This window comes from Streptomyces sp. MMG1533, from assembly GCF_001279775.1.
Lineage (GTDB): Bacteria > Actinomycetota > Actinomycetes > Streptomycetales > Streptomycetaceae > Streptomyces.
Map to the genome: position 1 here is coordinate 23,215 of NZ_LGDG01000178.1, position 17,354 is coordinate 40,568.

Annotated in this window: 8 protein-coding genes; 4 read left to right on the top strand and 4 right to left on the bottom strand. The window is 67.6% G+C overall.

Annotation, left to right across the window (positions count from 1 at the left end; all coding sequences use genetic code 11):
- Positions 1–136 precede the first annotated feature (136 nt).
- A complete protein-coding gene (locus tag ADK57_RS18425) occupies positions 137–817 on the top strand; it encodes an ATP-binding protein (RefSeq protein ID WP_053750569.1) in 681 nt (226 codons plus the stop codon).
- Between the two features lie 188 nt (positions 818–1,005).
- On the opposite strand, the gene drmB is transcribed toward ADK57_RS18425, so the two are convergent.
- From drmB to ADK57_RS18445, 4 genes are read right to left on the bottom strand one after another with little or no spacing between them, the layout of a single operon-like run.
- On the bottom strand, positions 1,006–2,874 hold the full coding sequence (gene drmB, locus ADK57_RS18430; RefSeq protein ID WP_053750570.1) for a DUF1998 domain-containing protein: 1,869 nt from the start codon (positions 2,872–2,874) through the stop codon (positions 1,006–1,008).
- On the bottom strand, positions 2,871–6,119 hold the full coding sequence (locus ADK57_RS18435; protein WP_053750571.1) for a helicase-related protein: 3,249 nt from the start codon (positions 6,117–6,119) through the stop codon (positions 2,871–2,873). The genes drmB and ADK57_RS18435 overlap by 4 nt, the downstream gene beginning before the upstream one ends.
- On the bottom strand, positions 6,116–8,029 hold the full coding sequence (locus ADK57_RS18440; protein WP_199830615.1) for a UvrD-helicase domain-containing protein: 1,914 nt from the start codon (positions 8,027–8,029) through the stop codon (positions 6,116–6,118). Before ADK57_RS18440 ends, ADK57_RS18435 begins: the two co-directional genes overlap by 4 nt.
- The gene (locus tag ADK57_RS18445) at positions 8,026–12,789 is read right to left on the bottom strand and encodes a DEAD/DEAH box helicase (RefSeq protein ID WP_053750573.1); all 4,764 of its coding nucleotides are present in this window, start codon (positions 12,787–12,789) and stop codon (positions 8,026–8,028) included. The genes ADK57_RS18440 and ADK57_RS18445 overlap by 4 nt, the downstream gene beginning before the upstream one ends.
- Before the next feature lie 565 nt (positions 12,790–13,354).
- Here ADK57_RS18445 and ADK57_RS18450 point away from each other — a divergent pair.
- From ADK57_RS18450 to ADK57_RS18460, 3 genes are read left to right on the top strand one after another with little or no spacing between them, the layout of a single operon-like run.
- Positions 13,355–15,481 carry a helix-turn-helix transcriptional regulator gene (locus ADK57_RS18450; protein WP_053750624.1) on the top strand — a complete coding sequence of 709 codons (2,127 nt, stop codon included), beginning with the start codon at positions 13,355–13,357 and terminating at the stop codon, positions 15,479–15,481.
- Positions 15,478–16,470 (top strand): hypothetical protein, encoded by a 993-nt coding sequence (locus ADK57_RS18455; RefSeq protein ID WP_078973203.1) that lies wholly within the window; start codon positions 15,478–15,480, stop codon positions 16,468–16,470. Before ADK57_RS18450 ends, ADK57_RS18455 begins: the two co-directional genes overlap by 4 nt.
- Positions 16,467–17,345, top strand: coding sequence for a DUF6339 family protein (locus ADK57_RS18460; protein ID WP_053750574.1), 879 nt, complete (start codon positions 16,467–16,469; stop codon positions 17,343–17,345). The genes ADK57_RS18455 and ADK57_RS18460 overlap by 4 nt, the downstream gene beginning before the upstream one ends.
- Positions 17,346–17,354: the final 9 nt, after the last annotated feature.

Consider the following 17,354-nt stretch of genomic DNA (forward strand, 5'->3'; position numbering starts at 1 on the left):
TTGCACATTGCATGACGGGATTCTTTCACGTCACTCTGTGGATGACGCCACTCGCTGTGAGGGGACGTAACGCTCCGCTGGCCATGTGGAGATGGCAGGCGACGAAAAGGGAGTCTTCGTGATCCAGGAAGCGTGTATGTCGAGGAAGGCGTGGGGCCTGGACTTCACCGCAGCGCCCGAAGAAGTAGCTGCTCTGCGGCGGATCACGCGGCTGCACCTGGCGGCGTGGGGCCTGCACGACATCACGGACGCGGCGCAGCTCTGCGTGAGCGAGCTGGTGTCCAACATCATCACGCATGTCGGTGTGGGCACTCCGGCCACGCTCGCGGTCTCGATGAACGGTGTTCATCTGCGCATCGAAGTCCATGACCCCGACACACACGCCCTGCCTACCCTCCTGGACGCGAACGTCGACTCCGAGTCCGGGCGGGGCATGGCCCTCGTCGACGCGGTCGCCGCCCGCTGGGGCGTCCAGCTCTGCCTCAACCGGAAAGTGACGTGGTGCGAGCTGGCAACGGGCCTCGCATCACCGAACGGTCACGTGGGAGGCCCCGAGGTGCTGAGAGCGGAAGCTTTGTTGGACTTCTACGCTGCCGTGAAGTCTCCCTTTCGTCCCGGCTCGGGGAGGCTGGGCCGGGCTGTGGCCGAGGAGTCGGTGGTCACGGCTATCACGGACTTCCTTCATTGGCTTCGCGTTCATGGCTGTGACGCGGACGAGGTACTGGACCGCGCTCAGACCCGCTATGACGCTGAACTGGGCTGCCACGACAAACAGGTTGCCTCGCAGGTCGAGCACCTGACGGAAGAATCCCACTGAGGCGTGGCTGCCGCCGGCGGTGCATGCCGGCCGATGAACACGACGGAAAGTCACGTGCGAGACAGCACGCATGGTTGAAGCGGCAGGGACTGGTAACGGAGCCTCAGCTACCGCGTCAGTCCCCGCCCCTACGACGTATCAGTGGAACAAGACGCCGATCTGTGCGGCGTCCCACTACCGGTCGGATGTCAGTGTTCCAGCATGTTCGCGAAGAAACCCAGGCGAGGATCGTCGGTGGTACCGACGAGCAGCGCGCGGTCGAGCAGGATGTTGTTGTGCTCGCAGCTCGTCTCGGGGAGCATCGCGCAGGCATGACACGCGGCCAGGTTCGCGCCGCCGACACCGGAAGCCCGCGTCTCGATGCACAGTGGGTCGGCTGAGCACCAGGTGGCGCGTCGCAGAGCCGAGCGGAGTGCCTCGGCGAGGCGGTCGGGCTCGCCTTGAGCCACCACACCGCCGAGGCTACCGGCGGAGTCGCTGGTAGCCGTGTAGACGAGGAAGCCGGCCATTGTGGCGTCGGTGTACAGGCGCTCGCGCAGTGCAGAGGCCGGATAGCCGGCGTCCAGACTCCACTCGTTGATCAGAACGTGCGCCAGGGTGTGCAGCAGCACCATGCGCGGCGAGGCGGGAGAGGGGGGCACCTCCGCAGGGTCGGTGGCCCGTTCCCGCAGTATGCGGTCGTGATTGGTCCGCATGCGCTCGACGCGTGCGGCCACCGCGACCGACTCGGCCCAGGCATCCAGCCGGTTCTCGTCAAGGCGCACGAAGACACCCTCGCCATGCACCTCCATCGCCGGGAGCCAGTCCGTCGGCGTCAGGGACAGGGCGGCCTCGTGGCCCTCGGAACTGGACTCGGGGTCCGCGATGCGGGTGAATCCCCTGAGCGCCCTTACCTCGCGCAGACGCTTGACCAGCATCGGCCTGCTGACACCGAACGGAGTGAGGACCGCGGGGTCCGAGACCGGTGGCTCGCAGATGAACTGTTCCTCGCGTCCCTTGTCCCGTAGCGCGTTGCCGGAAGAGAGCCGCTCGTATTCCTGGCGGCGCAGCGCCTGGTAACGGCTGACCACAGCGGCGTCCGAGTCGCCTTCCCTCGTCGGGTCCTCTTCCTGCTCGGCCTCCAGCAGCTCCATGACGGCGTCGGCCGAGATCGAGTCGTCGCCCCGGAACGCACCCTTGAGGTAGATCTCGATCTCCGCGCGGGACGAGAACGAACGCAGATCCTCCCAGTGGTCCGTGAGCTTGGCGGCGAGGCCGTCGCTCCATGGGGGGATGGACAAGGCGGACTTCAGCACCGGCTGCCAGACCGCCGACGAACCGCGCTGGAGCGTACGTGGCGCCTGCGTGCAGGACTCGACGGGCGCGTCCTTGAGCCAGGGCCGCCTGCCTTCGCAGCGCACCCCGAGCTCGGTCAGGGCCGAGCGGCGGAAGGCACCCTCCATCGACACCTCCGACACACCACACGTGCACGAGATGAGGATGGACCGGAGCGAAGCGCTCCGACCGGCGAAGCACATTCTCATCTGCCCGCCACAGCGCCCGGTCGCGCCTTCGTCGCGGTTCTTGCGGTGCAGCCACTTCCAATAGGGGAAGTCGTCGAGGTGCCCGTTCTCACAGGCCATGACGAATCGGGAGGGCACGAGCGGCTCGTCGTCGCATTCCGTGCAAACGTTCTTGCCGGCGGGCGGGTTGAAGCCTCGTACATGCTGGAGAGACTGGCATTTCGGGCACGAGTGCCACAACGGGAATCGCCGGACGCGTACTCCGTCCTTGCTCGTGTCCTCGGATGCCGGGGGCAGCCGGAAGTGGCTCACACCCAGGACCCTGGCGAGACGGTGCTCGTGGATGATCGGCGCTTCGTCGAGGGACCAGCTCCGGTAGGCGTCGTCGATGCCGGAGACGATGAACGACTCGTTGTCGACGGCGATCAGCGATCCGACGCCGTACGTGGTGATCATCTGGGAGCGGCGGACCGACCCGTGGCGGGGGAGGGCGAGGGAGGGCGCGGTCGAGTCGCCGGGGGTGCGCCGGCGGCTCCGTGCGGGGGGCGGGGTCATCGGGAAGCCTCCAGGAAGAGAGCGGACTCGGCGTCGACATCGCGCAGGCTCCACAGTGTGGACCAGGCTCTGACGCCCTCGGACTCGTCGTCGAACGGTTTGAGCAGGGCCGGGGTGGGGGTGCCACGACGGGGCTCGTAGAGCAGTCCACCGTGTGCGCTCGCCATCTCCCGCCACCAGCCGACGAATTCGTCGAAGGCGTCGGACGTGTCTTCCAGCTCCTCGGGGGCGATCTGCGATACACGTTCCGTCAGGAGCGGCTTGATCTCGGTGTACAAGCGATCCACGTACGCGCCGATCCGACCGGCGGCATCGTTCGATCGGGCCTCGGGGATGAGGATGCGGACCAGGGCCACGACGACGGCGTGCAGACCGCGGTCGCGCGACCGGGCGGAGAACGGGGTGACGGACGTCGACTCCACCTCGCGGTACAGCGCGGAGTGGAAGTGGAGGAAGTTCTCGTAGTGCGAACGGTCCCGAGGACGGACCGAGTTGAGCATCACGGCGACCAGACCCGGATGGGCGCGGCCCACGCGACTGGTGGCCTGGATGTACTCGGCCGTGGTCTGGGGTTGACCCATCACCGCCATCAGTCCGAGGCGGTCGACGTCGACGCCGACGGCGATCATGTTGGTGGCGAGGAGGACATCGCGCACGTCGGGATCCGGGTAGCGTTTCTCGATCTCCTTCAGTCGGGCGGGGATCAGACTCGCGTCGACCCGGCTCGTCAGCTCCGAGTAACGGTTGGAGAGGCGCACTTCGGTGCCGTCGCGGTCAGCGAGGAGCCGCAGGTAGTCCTCGACGTCGTCATTCACCTGGAGTTCGGCGGCCGACAGCAGACGGAGGCTGTTGAAGTAGCCGACCAACGTCCAGTACGCGTCCCGGACCTGGTCGCTCGTCTCCGCGCGCATGGCCTGGTGGAGCAGGGACGCGTAGGTGCGGATGAGCAGCGTCGACTGGCTGGTGCCGGGGGCGAGCAGACCCACGTAGCGGCGGCTGGCCTTGGTCCCACGGTCGGTCTCCACGGCGAACCAGGAGTCCCTCGCGTCCAGACCGGCCGGGGGGAACTGGCGCACGCTCCGATCGAAGAGATTCCGCCCCTGGTCGGCCGCGCGACGGATGGTCGCTGTGGAGGCGATCACCTTCGGCCGGCCGGCAAGAGCGTCGACGGCCGTCTCGTACAAGCCGGTCAGGGTGCCCAACGGGCCCGAGATCAAGTGGAGTTCGTCCTGGACGATCAGCTCGGGCGGCGGAGTGGCATCGCCGTCGCGGTCGAGGTTGAACAGCGCGGCTGTCCGCTCACGCCACGGCATGGAGGCGAACTTGTCGACCGTCGCGATGACGAGGGTCGGACGGGCCTCGTAGACCGTCTGGTCCACCAGGTGCACCGGCAGACCGGAGACGAAGTCGCAGCCGGTGCCCGGGCAGCGTACGTCCATGCGTACGTCGTCCTCGTCCACTGAGTAGTTGTGGGCGTCCAGTGCCGTGCCGCACCAGGGGCAGGCGTGGAGCTGCACCGGGTTCTCCGTCTGCAGGCTCTGCCCTCCGCGCAGTTTGACCAGCTTCTCGTCGGCCGTCCTCAGGTCGTTCGGGGTAGCCGACTTGCCGACCCACATGCCGATCGAGATGCCCTCTTCGCCAAGGCGGTCGGGAGCTGCCCGGCGCATCAATTCCATCGCGCAGATGAGGATCGTGGCACGCTCGAACTGTTGGAGAGTGAGCAGGCGCAGCGTGTACCGCATGAGCACGGTGACGCCTCCGCCATCCGCCCCGCGGCGCAGCCGGCGCAGGAACGTGGTGAAAGCGATCAGACCGAGGTAGGCCTCGGTCTTGCCACCACCGGTGGGAAACCACAGAAGGTCCGAAACCTTGCGGTCGGGGTGGTTCGGATCTTCGATGCCGCGCAGACACAGGAGGATGAACGCGATCTGGAACGGCCGCCAGCGCTGGGCCGACAGGTCGGGCGCGCCTTCCCGGCCCTTTTTCACCCAGGCGCTGCGCGCACGCTGCTCCGCCATGGCCCGGTTGGCCATTCGGAAGGCATCCATGACCTCCGGATCGTCGGCCAGGATCCGGATGCCCTCGCGCATTCGACCGAGTGCCTCGCGGCAGGTGTCGAGTTGTAGGTGCGCGGGCTCCTGGTAGTGCGTTCCGGCGAGAGCGGCGGCCTCCGATGCCTTGGCCTCGATCCACTGCTCGTATCCGCGGGCCAGTCCGTGCAGGGCAGCGAGCACCTCGGAGTCGGGGCGCTCGGCGAGGCCGAGCATGCCGAGTGCCGAGCTGTCGATCTCCGGGTTGGAATCGGTCAGCAGCACTTCGTGCGTGGGCAGGAACTCGGATCGGATCTCGTCGATCGCGGCACGCTCTATGTCGGTCAGACCGACGGGAGGCGGCGTCCAGTCCCAGTGGGCGGAGCAGCCGTGACCAACCGCGAACGTGGGAGCGTGGCGGTACAGCAGACGACTCGTGGCCAGTTCCGAGTCGACGGCGGACAACGCGGCAGGACGTTCGACGAAGGCGGACGCGCCGTTGGCCGCCCGGACCCGGAGACCGGGCTGGAACAGGGCGAACGCGTCCTGGAGTTCCCGCTCGCCCACGACGTGCGCGTTGATCAGTGTGACCGTGACGGTGACGGTGCCGGAGGACACGTTGGCCGGCCGTACGAGGACGTGCAACTTCACCGCACCGGCGGCTTCGAGATCCAGATCGAGAACCCCGGGCCGTGTGACGTCGACCGGGGCGTCCTGCAGCTCCAGCTCCCGGCGTCGCCACCGTTCGCGTTGGTCGACAGTGGTCCTGGCTTCCGCTCGTCGTGCGGCCACCGGACGGCCTTCGACGTCCACGGGGTCGTACACGGCGGCTCGCGCGGAGATCAAGATCTCGGGACTGACCTCAGACGCCACCGCGAAGGTGAGGCCCATGGTCGACGGACGTCGGTCGCTGGAGGCCGGAGGGTCGACCGAGCCATCGGCTTCCTCGTGGCTGTCGTTGCTGAGCAGTGGGGCCTCGTCCGGCCCCTCCTCCTCGGCAGCATCCTCCGACAGACGCCGGTGGGCCTCGCTGTCGGCGGCTCGCGGGAACAGCACGCCGATCGGGTAGCGGGTGATCGGGGCGTCCTGGGTAAGGACCTCGACCGGGTCGTCGCCCGCCTCGACCTCCGGTCCGAGAAGCTCGCGGCGCAACCGGGCCACCAGTTCCTCACGCACCCGGTAGTGCTCGTCGTGCGGGTTCTTCCCGTGCGTCATCCTTGTTCCTCCCCGGCGCGTTCGCCGCGTCGATACCTTCCGATTCCGGTGATCCGAGGGGCGATCCACACCCCGTTGCCGCCGAGACCTGCGTTGGCCCCGGCCGCCCTGCTGCCTGCGACCGTCTCCAGCGTGTCCACCCGCAGGCCGACGATCTCGGCAGGCCACGTCACATCCCACGAGCGCGAGATCATCTCCACCGCGTGCAGATCTCGGCGGAAGCGCTCGGAGGCTTCGCCGACGATTCGGTCGCGGTGGACCACGTCGTACGGCGGACTCTGGTCCGGCCCCACGGGGAGCGGATGACGCATACGAAGCGTCACCACGTCACCCGAGCGTGCGTGCTCCAGTAGGTAGGTCTGCGTGTCGACGGCGGACCTGCCCACGTCCCTGGAGCCGGGAGGCTCCTCGCGGTCGACGTCTCCGGGCATGGCCTGGATGCCGTAGCGCTCGAACTTCTTCCAACCGCCCAGATACCAGCGATTGGTGAGGCGGTGGCGTCGTATGCGGGAGGTGTCCGGGCCCTTCACGTGGTACAGGTCCTCGCGGGCCCGCGTCATGGCCACGTAGAGAGCCCGCGCCTCGGCCGGTACATCGAGATCTTCGTGCGCCTTCTGCAGCTCGGTGATGGACGGAGGCGACAGCAGCAGTACCCGGTCGTACTCCAGGCCCTTGGCGCGGTGCACCGTCGAGACGATCAACCGAGCCGTCTCCGGATCACCCAACTCGTCGGGGAAACGCCCTTCCGCCACCAGACGCCCCACGGCGGCGACGTCGACGAGACCGCGGCCGGAGCGCCGGGTCGCGGCACGCAACGCCCGCCAGCATCGCTGGGGCTCCACACCCGAAGGCAACGGGATCTCCGCGAGCAGTTCCAGGAAGCGTGCTTCGGTGAGCGTCAGCGACTCGGCACGGCGCAGCAGTTCGGCGACCCAGTACGGAACGGGCCGGTCCTGCAGCGAACGCTTCAGCGCGTGTTCCACCTCGTGCTCGTGCAGTAGTTCCGAGACGGCGAGTGCCTGACGGTTGTCGCGGGTCAGGATGGCGCAGGTGTCGGGGAAGGCCTTCAACGCGTTCAGCGCGAACTCATCGGCCAGGTCACCGAGACTCGGTAGGTCGAGAAGCCCGTCGCGCAGTTCGGCGTGGAGCGTTGCGGCCGCGGCCTCCTGACCGTCGGGGGAGTCGGCCAGGTTCTGCAGACGAGAGCTGAGGGCGAGGGCGGTGCGGGCTTCGATGCTCTTCGCCCGGAAGTTCTTGGTCAGGCTGAGCTCGACGAGGTCGTCGTAGGACGCTCGCAGCCAGGCGAAGAAGCGATCCGTCTCACCGGCTCTCTCGGTCGGGTCGTCGATCTGGAAGCCGTAGATCCCCTGGGCGGAGTCGCCGACCACGGTGAATCCACAGGAACGTTGGAAGCGGTCGAGTAACGTCTCCACCAGGTCCCGACGGTCGCCCACCAGGTCCTGTGCCTCGTCGATCACCACATGCGAGGGAGCACCGAGCTCGCGGGCTTCCACCGCGCCCTTCTCGATCGCCTCAGTGGCTGCGCGGATACGCTCGTCGAAGCTGTGGACCGCCCACTCCTCATCGGGGTAGGCCCCCACGAGCAACTGGTACGTCCACGAGTCGAAGGTCTGGACCCGCACCCTGCGGGCTCGGTCGCCGTGTCGGGCGATCCGGTCCCGCAACTCACGTACGGCGGCGCGAGAGAAGCTCAAGACAAGTATCTCGCCCGCTTCCAGCGCCTCCTCGGGATCCTCGTGCCCCACCAGGGCGTCGAGACGCCGTACGACCGTGTGGGTCTTGCCGGAGCCCGCTCCTGCGGTGACCAGGAGGCGGGTGTCCCAGGGAAGGTCGACGACGGCCCGCTGCTCGTCGGTGAGCGGAGGGCTGTCGCCGTAGGGGTCGGTCACTTGCTGCTCCACAGGTGCTCGAACTGGGTGAAGGCGAGGGTGGTGTCGAAGTTCTGGATGTTGTCGCGGACGTTGAGGATCAGGCAGGTCTCCTTACCGCCGTTGAGGCGGCCGCGCAGCCCGCGCCCGATCATCTGCTGGTACACATTGGGGCTGTACACAGGGCGGGCGACGACGACGGCTCGGGTGGCGGGGGCGTCGAAGCCCTGGGTGAGGACGCCGTAATTGGTGAGAACGCGAGTACGGCCGGCCCGGAAGTCGTCGATGCGTCGGCGACGGTCGATGGGCGACGTGGTGGAGTCGACGGCGGAGGCGGTGATGTCCAGGTCGCGGAGCTTCGCCGCCAGGTACTTGGCGTGGTCGACCGATGTGGCGAACACCAGCACCGGCCAGTCCCCGGGCATGCCCGAGACCTCGGCTAGGATTCGGTTGTTGCGGTCGTGGTCGTCGGCCAGCCGCTGCTCGGCTGCTCTGGACAGCACACTCAACTGCTCGGCGTGCTGCTTCTCCTCACGGTTCAGGGTGATCGTGCCGCCTTGCAGGAGACGGTGCTCGACCTGCGCCAACATACCGAGCCGCTGCAGCTCGGCGTAAGCGCCGTCGTCGGGGAAGACGCCTTCGTCCAGACGCCGGCCACGGCCACCGAAGCGATTGATCAGACGGCGCGTCTCGTCCTGGTCGGGGCGGAACGGCGTCGCAGTGAGCCCCAGAAGATGACGGTCCGTGCGGGAAGCCGTCAGGCCCAGGTGCGCCAGGATCTCGGTGTAGCGCGGCGATATGGCGGTATGTGCCTCGTCGACGATGACGAGAGCGGCGTCACGCAGCCAGGCGTAGGAGTCGGCGGCGAGACAGTTCGGCTGCTGGAGCTTGGCGTCCGTGGCGACCACCAGCTGCGGTCGGTCGGTGACGGGACCCGCCTCGTTCGTCGACCACAGCCGGTTGATCGCCAGCGGCGTCTCGGCGCCGACCTTCTCCCAGACGAACTTCCAGCTCTGCACAGCCTGCTCGCACAGCTCCTCGGTCTGAGCGATCCACAGGATCGGCCCGTCGAGCCGGCCCACCTGCTTCACCCAACGGATCACCGCCTCCGCCGTGACACGTGTCTTGCCCGCGCCGGTCGGCAGGGAGAGCATGCCGCGCTGCGGGACGATCCGGTCCAGCATGGTGAAGACGTTGGCGGCGAGCCGCTCCTGGTAGTCGTGCAGGCGCGGGAAATGGCGGGGTCCGTCCACGTCGATCCGCGATTCCAACGACGGCGCCCGGAAGCCGGCGAAGGTGTCGGGGAAGCGCAGATCCGCCACGAAAGCCACTGCGGTGGAGGCGCCTCTGAACGACGATGGGGCCTGGCTCGGGTAGCGGTTCTGCAGGTCACGGGCGTGTTCGTGCAGGATGCTGTCTCCGTGCGCGTTGAACGCCATCTGCGCGATGCGATAGCCGTCGGGCTCGGCTCCGCCGTTCTCGGCGCGCTCACCGTCCATCAGGCCTGCCGGAAGACGGTCCCGCAGGGCCTCGGCGCCCAGCAGCAGAAGGAGCTTGGCCACCACGTCATCGGTCTCACGCACGGCCTTCAGCGCGCTCTTGACCTTCTGGTCCTCCTCCTGACGCTGCTGCGCTTCCAGGACCTGCTTGCACCCGGCTTCCCCCATGCGCCAACGCAGTTCACGGTCCACGGCGATCAGGGCTTCGAGCGGGTCGGCGGGTTCGAGCACGAGGATCGTGGATCCCTGCAGGCTGCTGTTCAGTCTCGTGGGACGCATGCCGTTCGGGGTACGCGTCACCTCTTCGAGGACCTTGCACCGCTGAAGCGTGTACTGGTCCACCTGTGAGCCGCGCAGCTGCCGCAGCGTGGGATACGCCTCCTTGAGCGGGACCGGCTCCCCGGCGGGCTCGTGCCGGGTCTCGCGGCTGATCACGTCGGCGTACGGCAGCATCCCCCACTGCTTGACGAGCAGCGCGGCATCCTCGGCCGTCGCGGCCAGAAGGGCCGGCAGTCCCTCGGAGCGCAGGGCCCGATACTCCTCCTGCGACGAAGCGACAGCGATCTCGCCGTCCGGGCGTGTGGCCCACTCGTCGCCGATGCGGCACCGGGTGAGCGAGTCGTCGGGGAACGGCACCTCCAGGCGTGTCAGTAGCACGTAGGTGTTGCCGACGAACACGTCGTCTTCGCTGTGCTGGAGCTTCTCCAGGAGCTGGTCCCAGAAGGAACCGGGCACCTCTTCGACACTCGTGGCCAGACGGAGCTTGCGGGCCTTCTCGGCACTGATCTGTGCGACCGGTAGGACGTCGCTGTACGCGGCGAGCTGGGGTCCGACCGCCTCGGTGAGAGGGAGGATTCCCTGCGAGGTCGAGACGAGACCGTGCCGCTTGAGCATCCAGCGCATGGGAGAGGCAACGGCCCGGCGGGTGCTGACCTGTGCCCCTACCTGCAGCGTCCAGTTGTCGATGAGGGCATCCTCGGGGAGCACCTTAAGGAAGTTGGCCCGAGCCTCGTTCGAGAGTTCTGGCAGCAGGTGCAACGGTCCGCCGACGGCGGCGCCCTCCAACTTGATCCGGGCGAGTGTCGGGCGGGCCGCCTGGTCGGGCAAGGTCGCGCAATACTCCTTGTGCGCGACCTCCCGGTATTGCTCGAACCACGGCTCCTCCTCGGGGCGGTGTCCCCCCGTGGGCCGGTCGCGCAGTCCCATCTCGCGGAAGAATGACATGTCGTCGGAGTGGAACCGGGTGTCGACGGCGACGGAGGAGTCCGAATCCGCCGTCACGACCGGACCGGGCAGCAGGCAGTCCCGCACGAGTCGGAAGCTTCCGCCCGCGGTGCGCACGTACAGCATCGAACGCGGGTCGGGCACGCGCCGGACCACCTCGTGCGACAGATGGCTGCTGCCGGCCTGGTGGAACAGCTCCCAGAACCGGGTCCACTCCTGTGGGCCGTACGCGGTGAAGCCCTGCTCCAGGACGCTGACGAAGCGACCTCGCACGTCGGCGTCGCGGATGCCGAGCACGGCAAGGGCGCTCGCGAGCGATGGGTCGTCGGACAGAGCGGTGTCGACATACACGAGGGACTCGCGCAGTCCGTCCTGGTCGGTGCGGCGGAACACCTTGCCGACGACCGGGGCCACCATGCCGTGCTCCTCGGTCAGCACGATCCGTGCGGTCCGGGCGTCGATGGCGTCCGGCGAAGACGACTTGACCATGTCGGCGACGATACGGACGGCGGTGGCGGACGCCTCGGCGGTGCCGTCGGAGACCAGGGCCTCCAACCATTCCCGCACTGAGGCGCGTTCACGCTTGGCGGCCTTGAGGATGTGCTCCACCTTGCCGGCCCGGAGGTCTGTGGCCTCCACGGACGGGTGCAGCCAGTTCGTGGGCCGGCCGGGGTACGAGTTCCACATGGTCAGCCAGCGGACCAGCGATTTGTTGTCCCTGCCGAGCGGTGGGTGGATGTTCAAGTCGCGCGGCACGCGCAACAGGCCGTCCTGGTCCGGCAGCGACGGACGGTGGGCGGTGGCCTCCCAAATGTGCTCGGTGAGGTAGCGGTCGGCCCAGCTGACGGTCTCCGACTCACGGGGGCGTCCCGGAAGGAGCGGAAGGTACGCCGCAGGGTCCTCGGCGGGCGCCAGTCCGGGGAGCGACTCGACCACCAGTCGGGCGGCGACCCGGATCATCTCCTGGTTGAACGGGGAAGAGTCCAGCAGGTTCTGTCGGTCTTCGTTGGTCTTCCACGCTCCGTTGAGGATGCCGCTCAACGTCATCTCGTACTTGGTCGGGAAGAACGACCAGAACCTTCCCCGCCCCCTGGGCGTGGACATGAGCCCGGTGGTGGCGTCCTTCTCGTACTCGCGCACCGCCCATGAGACGTCCAGGGAGACCCGGTCGTGCAGCTCCCCCGCACTGTCCCGGGCAGCGGCGGTCGGCTCGTGGTGGAGCGTGAACACCCGCCACCGGCTGGCCGACGGATGCCGACCGGGGCGCTCCTCACGAACGGTGTGCAGCTCCTGGTCACGCTCGACTGTGAGGGTCCGCCGCACGACAGGCCGCGGACGACGGTCCTCCAGGACCACTTTGGCCACGTGCGGTGAGAAGAGCTGGAACCCGACGGGGAACTCCTCACGGCTGCCGGTCGACTGCCCACCGTGCATGTCCTGGCCGAGTCGATCGGCGGCGCCGTCGAGCAGCGGGAGACGAACAACTGTGGTGGCCCAGCTCAGAAGTTCGTCCAGTACGGGGTCAGCGGCGCGCTCAGTGGCTTCGTCCAGCGGGCGGGCCATACGCAACACCGGAGTCTCGAACCTCTCGCCGAGGCGGGCCGCGACCTCGGGAACGGAACGGATCTGCGTCTGAGCCCACTCGCGATCGAATCCGAAGGAACCGGTACGGCTGAAGAACTGCGGGGTGTCGGTCACGACAAGGACGGACTTCACGCCAACCCCGAAGCGTCCGATCTGACCACCGCGTTTCCGCGACATACTCATCCGGAGAATCGTCTCGGCACCTTCCGGGGTGACCGGCGTTCCCTCGTTCGCGCAGTAGAGATGGGTGTCCGTGAGAACGACGTGGGCGGAACCGCCGGGCTCGGCGGAGATTTCGTCCGCGGCGTTCTGGACGAGCTCGAAGAGCTGTCGGTCACCGTATCCACCCTGGGTGATCCGCCTTTCTCCGTTCGCATGCTCCGGAATGAGTCCGGGATCGACGGCGTACGTCTTGAGCACACGCGCGGACTGATCAACCACGGTCTTGAGCACGGGGGTCAGTTCGGGAGACACGGGACTCCGATCCTGGAGAATGACCGGGCGTCTGACGACACGTCAGGCACCTTGGCGTGTGCGGGTGATGACACGGACGCAGTTGTGGTGACAGTGGTTCCCGAGGTGGGCGGGTGACTTCGGAGGAGTGGAATTATTCTCATCCAGGGCATGACAATATGCTTTGGAAGAATTGCGTATGGAGGAATTGGGGAACGTGATCAGGCGTGTGGGAAATGGCTCGCGCGCCATTTTCTGTGTGCCACCGAAAAGGGGTGCAGGGTAACGCGACGCACTTCAGCCGGGGTGTCGGAGAATTGTTTCTTCCGAGACGGGTGGGGCCGCTGGACAGGACCGTACCGGCCGTGTTGACGGTGCGCAAGGGGGTTCGAGAGGGTCACTTTCGGTCGGATGATTGGGGCAATTCAGGAAAAAGTACGCGAAACTTGCTGCCGGTCACCGTGTCATGCTCTGGTGGCTGGGGAGTGTGTCAAAGGTTGTTTGACAGTGGGTGCACTGTCAAAGGCGCGAGTATGGTGGTCTTCTTGTCCGACGCGAGTGGCGCAGGATCCGAGAGCAGGTGACCGTGGAAGCAGGCGAGGACTTCGGTCCATGGCTGGCCCGGCAGTTGAAGCTTGCCGACATGACCCAGACCGAGCTGGCCCAGGCCGTGGAGGTGACGCGCGCGGCGGTCTCGGCGTGGATCACCGGACGGGCCGCCCCCAGGCCCGAGACGATAGAACGTATCGCTGCGGCCTTGAACACCGATCTGGCAACAGTGCACACCCGCACGACTGACACCCAGGCCGGCCTTCCGGTCGGCTGGTACCACCGCCCCGGACATGCGGACGGTGGCCGGGAGTTGGGCAACGCCGCCGCGTTCGCCTTCGACGCGGACGTTTCGGTGCTGGCCCGAGAGACGTGTCAGAACAGCCTCGACGAACGGCTCACCGCCAACGGTCAGCCCGTACGCGTGCGTTATACCCTGCACGAACTCACCGGGGAGACTCTCGCGAGGTTCCGTGAGGCCATCCAGTGGGAAGACCTCTTCCCCCACTACGAGGCGGCGTCCACGCAGGAGCAGAAGGTCGGCCGGGTCATCGACGCGGGCTTGCGCGACATGTACGAGCACGACCGTCTCGTGCTGTTGCGGGTGGACGACTACAACGCTGCGGGCCTCACAGGCGACGATTACGACGACGGCCGCTTCGCGGCGGTTGTGAGGCGTCAGCTCGACAGCCACAAGTCCGGTACTTCGGCAGGTGGTTCGTACGGCCTGGGCAAGGCGACCCTCTGGGCCACCAGCCGCTTGGGTCTCGTCCTCATGAACTCCACGCTGTCCGAACCGCACGAGGGACGGACCGAGCGTCGCCTCATCGGGCGTCTGGACCTGCCGTGGCGTCAGGTCCACGGCAAGCCCTGGGCAGGGCCGGCCTGGCTGGGCCGCCCCGACCCCGACTCGCGGGGAGCCGCCGTGGCACGCTCCTGGTGGGCGGACGAGGAGATGGTCGAGTCCCTCCACCTGAAGCGTGAGAGCGGTGAACCCGGGACCTCGTTCCTGATCGTGGGAGCCCACGACGTGGCGAGTCTCGCGGACGACAGCCCCGTATCGGACGGCGACGAGGGGGAGGACGACGACAGCATCCAGCGGATGCATCGCAGGCTCGTGCGAGCACTGGGCAAGAACTTCTGGGCCGCGATGACCGGCGGCGGGGACCAACTCCCTTTGTTGGAGGCCTCTGTGCGTACCTTGCGCAACGGCGAGGTGGTCCTTGCGGAGGAGCGCGTGGACCCCACGATCACCCAGCCGTCCCGTACGCGCGCTCTGAAGGCGTTTCTCGACGGCGCGACCGTGGAGCAGCTCACGGAAGCCGGCCAGGTGGCCGCGGTCACCGTGCCGCTCAACCTGCCTGCTCGGAGTGGCGGACGGGCCTCTCTGGGTGAGCATCGCGCGGTGCTCCTGGTGACGGATGCCGAGGACGCCGACGGCAAACCGAATCGTGTGGCGGCGATGCGCGGCAACCGTATGACGGTGAGGGATGTTCCCGTTCCCGGGTTGCCGTTGTCCGTCAATCCCTTCCAGGCCGTGCTGCTGGCTGGTGAGGCCGCGGGCCCACGGGCTCCGTTCGCCGCGGAGGCCGAGGAGTTCCTGCGCGCCGCCGAACCTCCGGAGCACAACAAGTGGGGGCAGACCGAGGAGTTGACACTCACCTACTCTCCCTCGGCGTATCGGCGGATCGCCTCCCTCACCCGCGAGACCAACGCGGCGATCAAGGAGCTGGTGGCTCGTCCCAAGAAGCGGTCCACGGCCGGAGGCGGGCGCCTGGCCCCGAAGCTGACCGTCGGGGCAGGTAAGAGGCCGCGTCGGCTCTCGGCGGCGACGCTGCCGGTGCTGGAGGAGTTGGACGCTCAGGTGCTCGACGGCGGAGCCTGGCAGGTGATCGGTGACATCAGGATTCCCGCCGGCGGCCACACCTGGCGACTCGTCCCTGTGGCCAAGTTCGATGTGCGCTCCGGCCCGCGTCCCACGATTGCGTGGGCCGAACTCGTCGGAGTGGACAACTGTCAAGTGGTGGACGGAACGCTGCGCTTCGACGAGGCGCGCACCGCGACGTTCCGCGGAGTGACCGATCCCACGACACACGCTGTCAGGACGAGCCTGAGCGGTCTCGTCGTTGAACTCCGCACAGGCGAAGGGGAGTCGCTGTCATGAAGGTGTTCCCGTATCCACGCCTGCGCGGAACCGTCTCCCTGCGGGTGGACGCTGCGAGAGTCAAGGCGCCCGAGCAGCCCCGTGAGCAGCTCGACTCCCGGGCGCGCTCCGTGGTCGAGCGCGCCGTCGCGCTCGGCCTGGCGGAGACGGAGGACTGGGAGATCGCCACACTGGCCGTGTCGGCGACGATTCCGTCGAAGGCCATCGAGCCGGGCGGCCCGTGGTCCGACGTCGTGGTGGTTGCGGTGCTCACGGACCGCACGACCAACACCCGTGTCACATCGAGGCTCGCCCCCGAGGCGGAGGGCGGCCGTGAGTGGCGCGGTGAACTGCAGGTGCTGCGTACCGACCTTTTCGACCGCGCCACCTTGACGGTTCTGGTGGTAGCGACGGTCGACGGCGTACCCGGCCGGATCATCGCGGAGGCCACCGACGACTGGATCGTCGACGCGAGGAGTGACACTCCGACACGGGAGCAGAGCTTCGACATCAAGGAAGTCGGGTTCGCCAAGGGCCCGCGCTGGTTGCAGAACTTCACCGACGCCCCGTGGATCGTCAACGCGTCGGGAACACTGCCCACCGTGCACATCAACACCGACTTCGAGGGCATGACGGACGTCCTCGGTGCCGAGGGGCGCGGTCCCGAGGGACTGGTCAACCAGCTGATGGTGTCTCAGATGGCCGCAGACGTATGGATCGCCGTGTTCCACTCGGCCATCGGCGACCTGGAGATCGAGGACGACGGCACTCCTCTGTTCCCGCACGGTTGGCAGGGGGAGGTGCTCAGGGAGATGCTTCCCGACGTCTTGCCCGACCGGACTCTCGAGGACGCCCTGCGTGATGTGCACCGCCGTCGTGTGGGCGCGACGGGGTGGACCGAGCTGCAGCCACGTATCCAGTACGCGGCGATGCGAAGGGCCGAGGTGCCCAGGGCGCTCTCGGAGACCGTACGCGGTCTGGACAAGCTCAAGCGTGAGGACGAGGCATGACGGAGAGCCCCGAGCACCTGCCCGAGTACCTGGCTCGGCTCACCGACGAGGAGGCGGCGCGGTTCATCACGGAAGGGCTGCTGTCCGGGAAGGACAACGTCCCGGCGATCTCCCTCAACCAGGCCGCCGAGGCGCTGCCGGAGAGCCCCCGCCGGCGACTGCGCGCGATACGGGACCTGATCGACGACGCGATGTACATCTATCGGGACGACAGGCCGACGCAGGCGGATGCCTGGCTCGCCCCACGACTGCACGCGGTTCTTCGCCTGACGCGTGCGGAAGCCGCTGACCCCGCGCTGTGGAACTACCTGGCCCTGGGCGTCGCTCCCGATTTCGTGGTCTGGCGGCATCTTTCCGAGTCGAACAAGACCGTCAACGCCAGGTACTTCAAGGGCCCTCACTACAAGCAGGCGTTCGCCCGGCTGTGGTGGTCGGCCGAGCTGTTCCGCAACGGACCTGACTACGAACCGGTCGTCATCGCCTGCGGCATCCAAGACATGTTGAACACGGTGCTGAGGCTGGATGTCATCGACCACCGGCCCACGGCGCAGGCGTTGGTCCGGCTGTTGAAACGGGAGGTCGTACGGACGGGTCGTGACGCGAACGCCCTCGGCAAGGTCGTCAACACAGCGGCCGCGACACTGATGTACGACGTGATCGCGCCGGACGTCGAGCGGGATGCCGGAGCTGTTCGGAGATGGATCGACGAGGCAGAGGAGGGCCTCGCCGTGCACCACCGCCCTCTTCCTGTCGGGCCTGCCGAGGAGCGGGCCCCCGAGGGTTCTGTCGAGCGCCTGACGGACTACTTCGCGGAGTTGTTCGCAGACGCGCCTGTGCGAGGGAAGGAAGAGGGCGAAGAGGTCCCGGAGGAGTGATCCGAGCCC

What these genes read in the sequence shown, in the direction of transcription:
- drmB (WP_053750570.1), bottom strand. Translation starts at nt 2,874, where the DNA reads ATGACCCCGCCCCCCGCACGGAGCCGCCGGCGCACCCCCGGCGACTCG.
- ADK57_RS18425 (WP_053750569.1), top strand. Translation starts at nt 137, where the DNA reads ATGTCGAGGAAGGCGTGGGGCCTGGACTTCACCGCAGCGCCCGAAGAA.
- ADK57_RS18455 (WP_078973203.1), top strand. Translation starts at nt 15,478, where the DNA reads ATGAAGGTGTTCCCGTATCCACGCCTGCGCGGAACCGTCTCCCTGCGG.
- ADK57_RS18460 (WP_053750574.1), top strand. Translation starts at nt 16,467, where the DNA reads ATGACGGAGAGCCCCGAGCACCTGCCCGAGTACCTGGCTCGGCTCACC.
- ADK57_RS18435 (WP_053750571.1), bottom strand. Translation starts at nt 6,119, where the DNA reads ATGACGCACGGGAAGAACCCGCACGACGAGCACTACCGGGTGCGTGAG.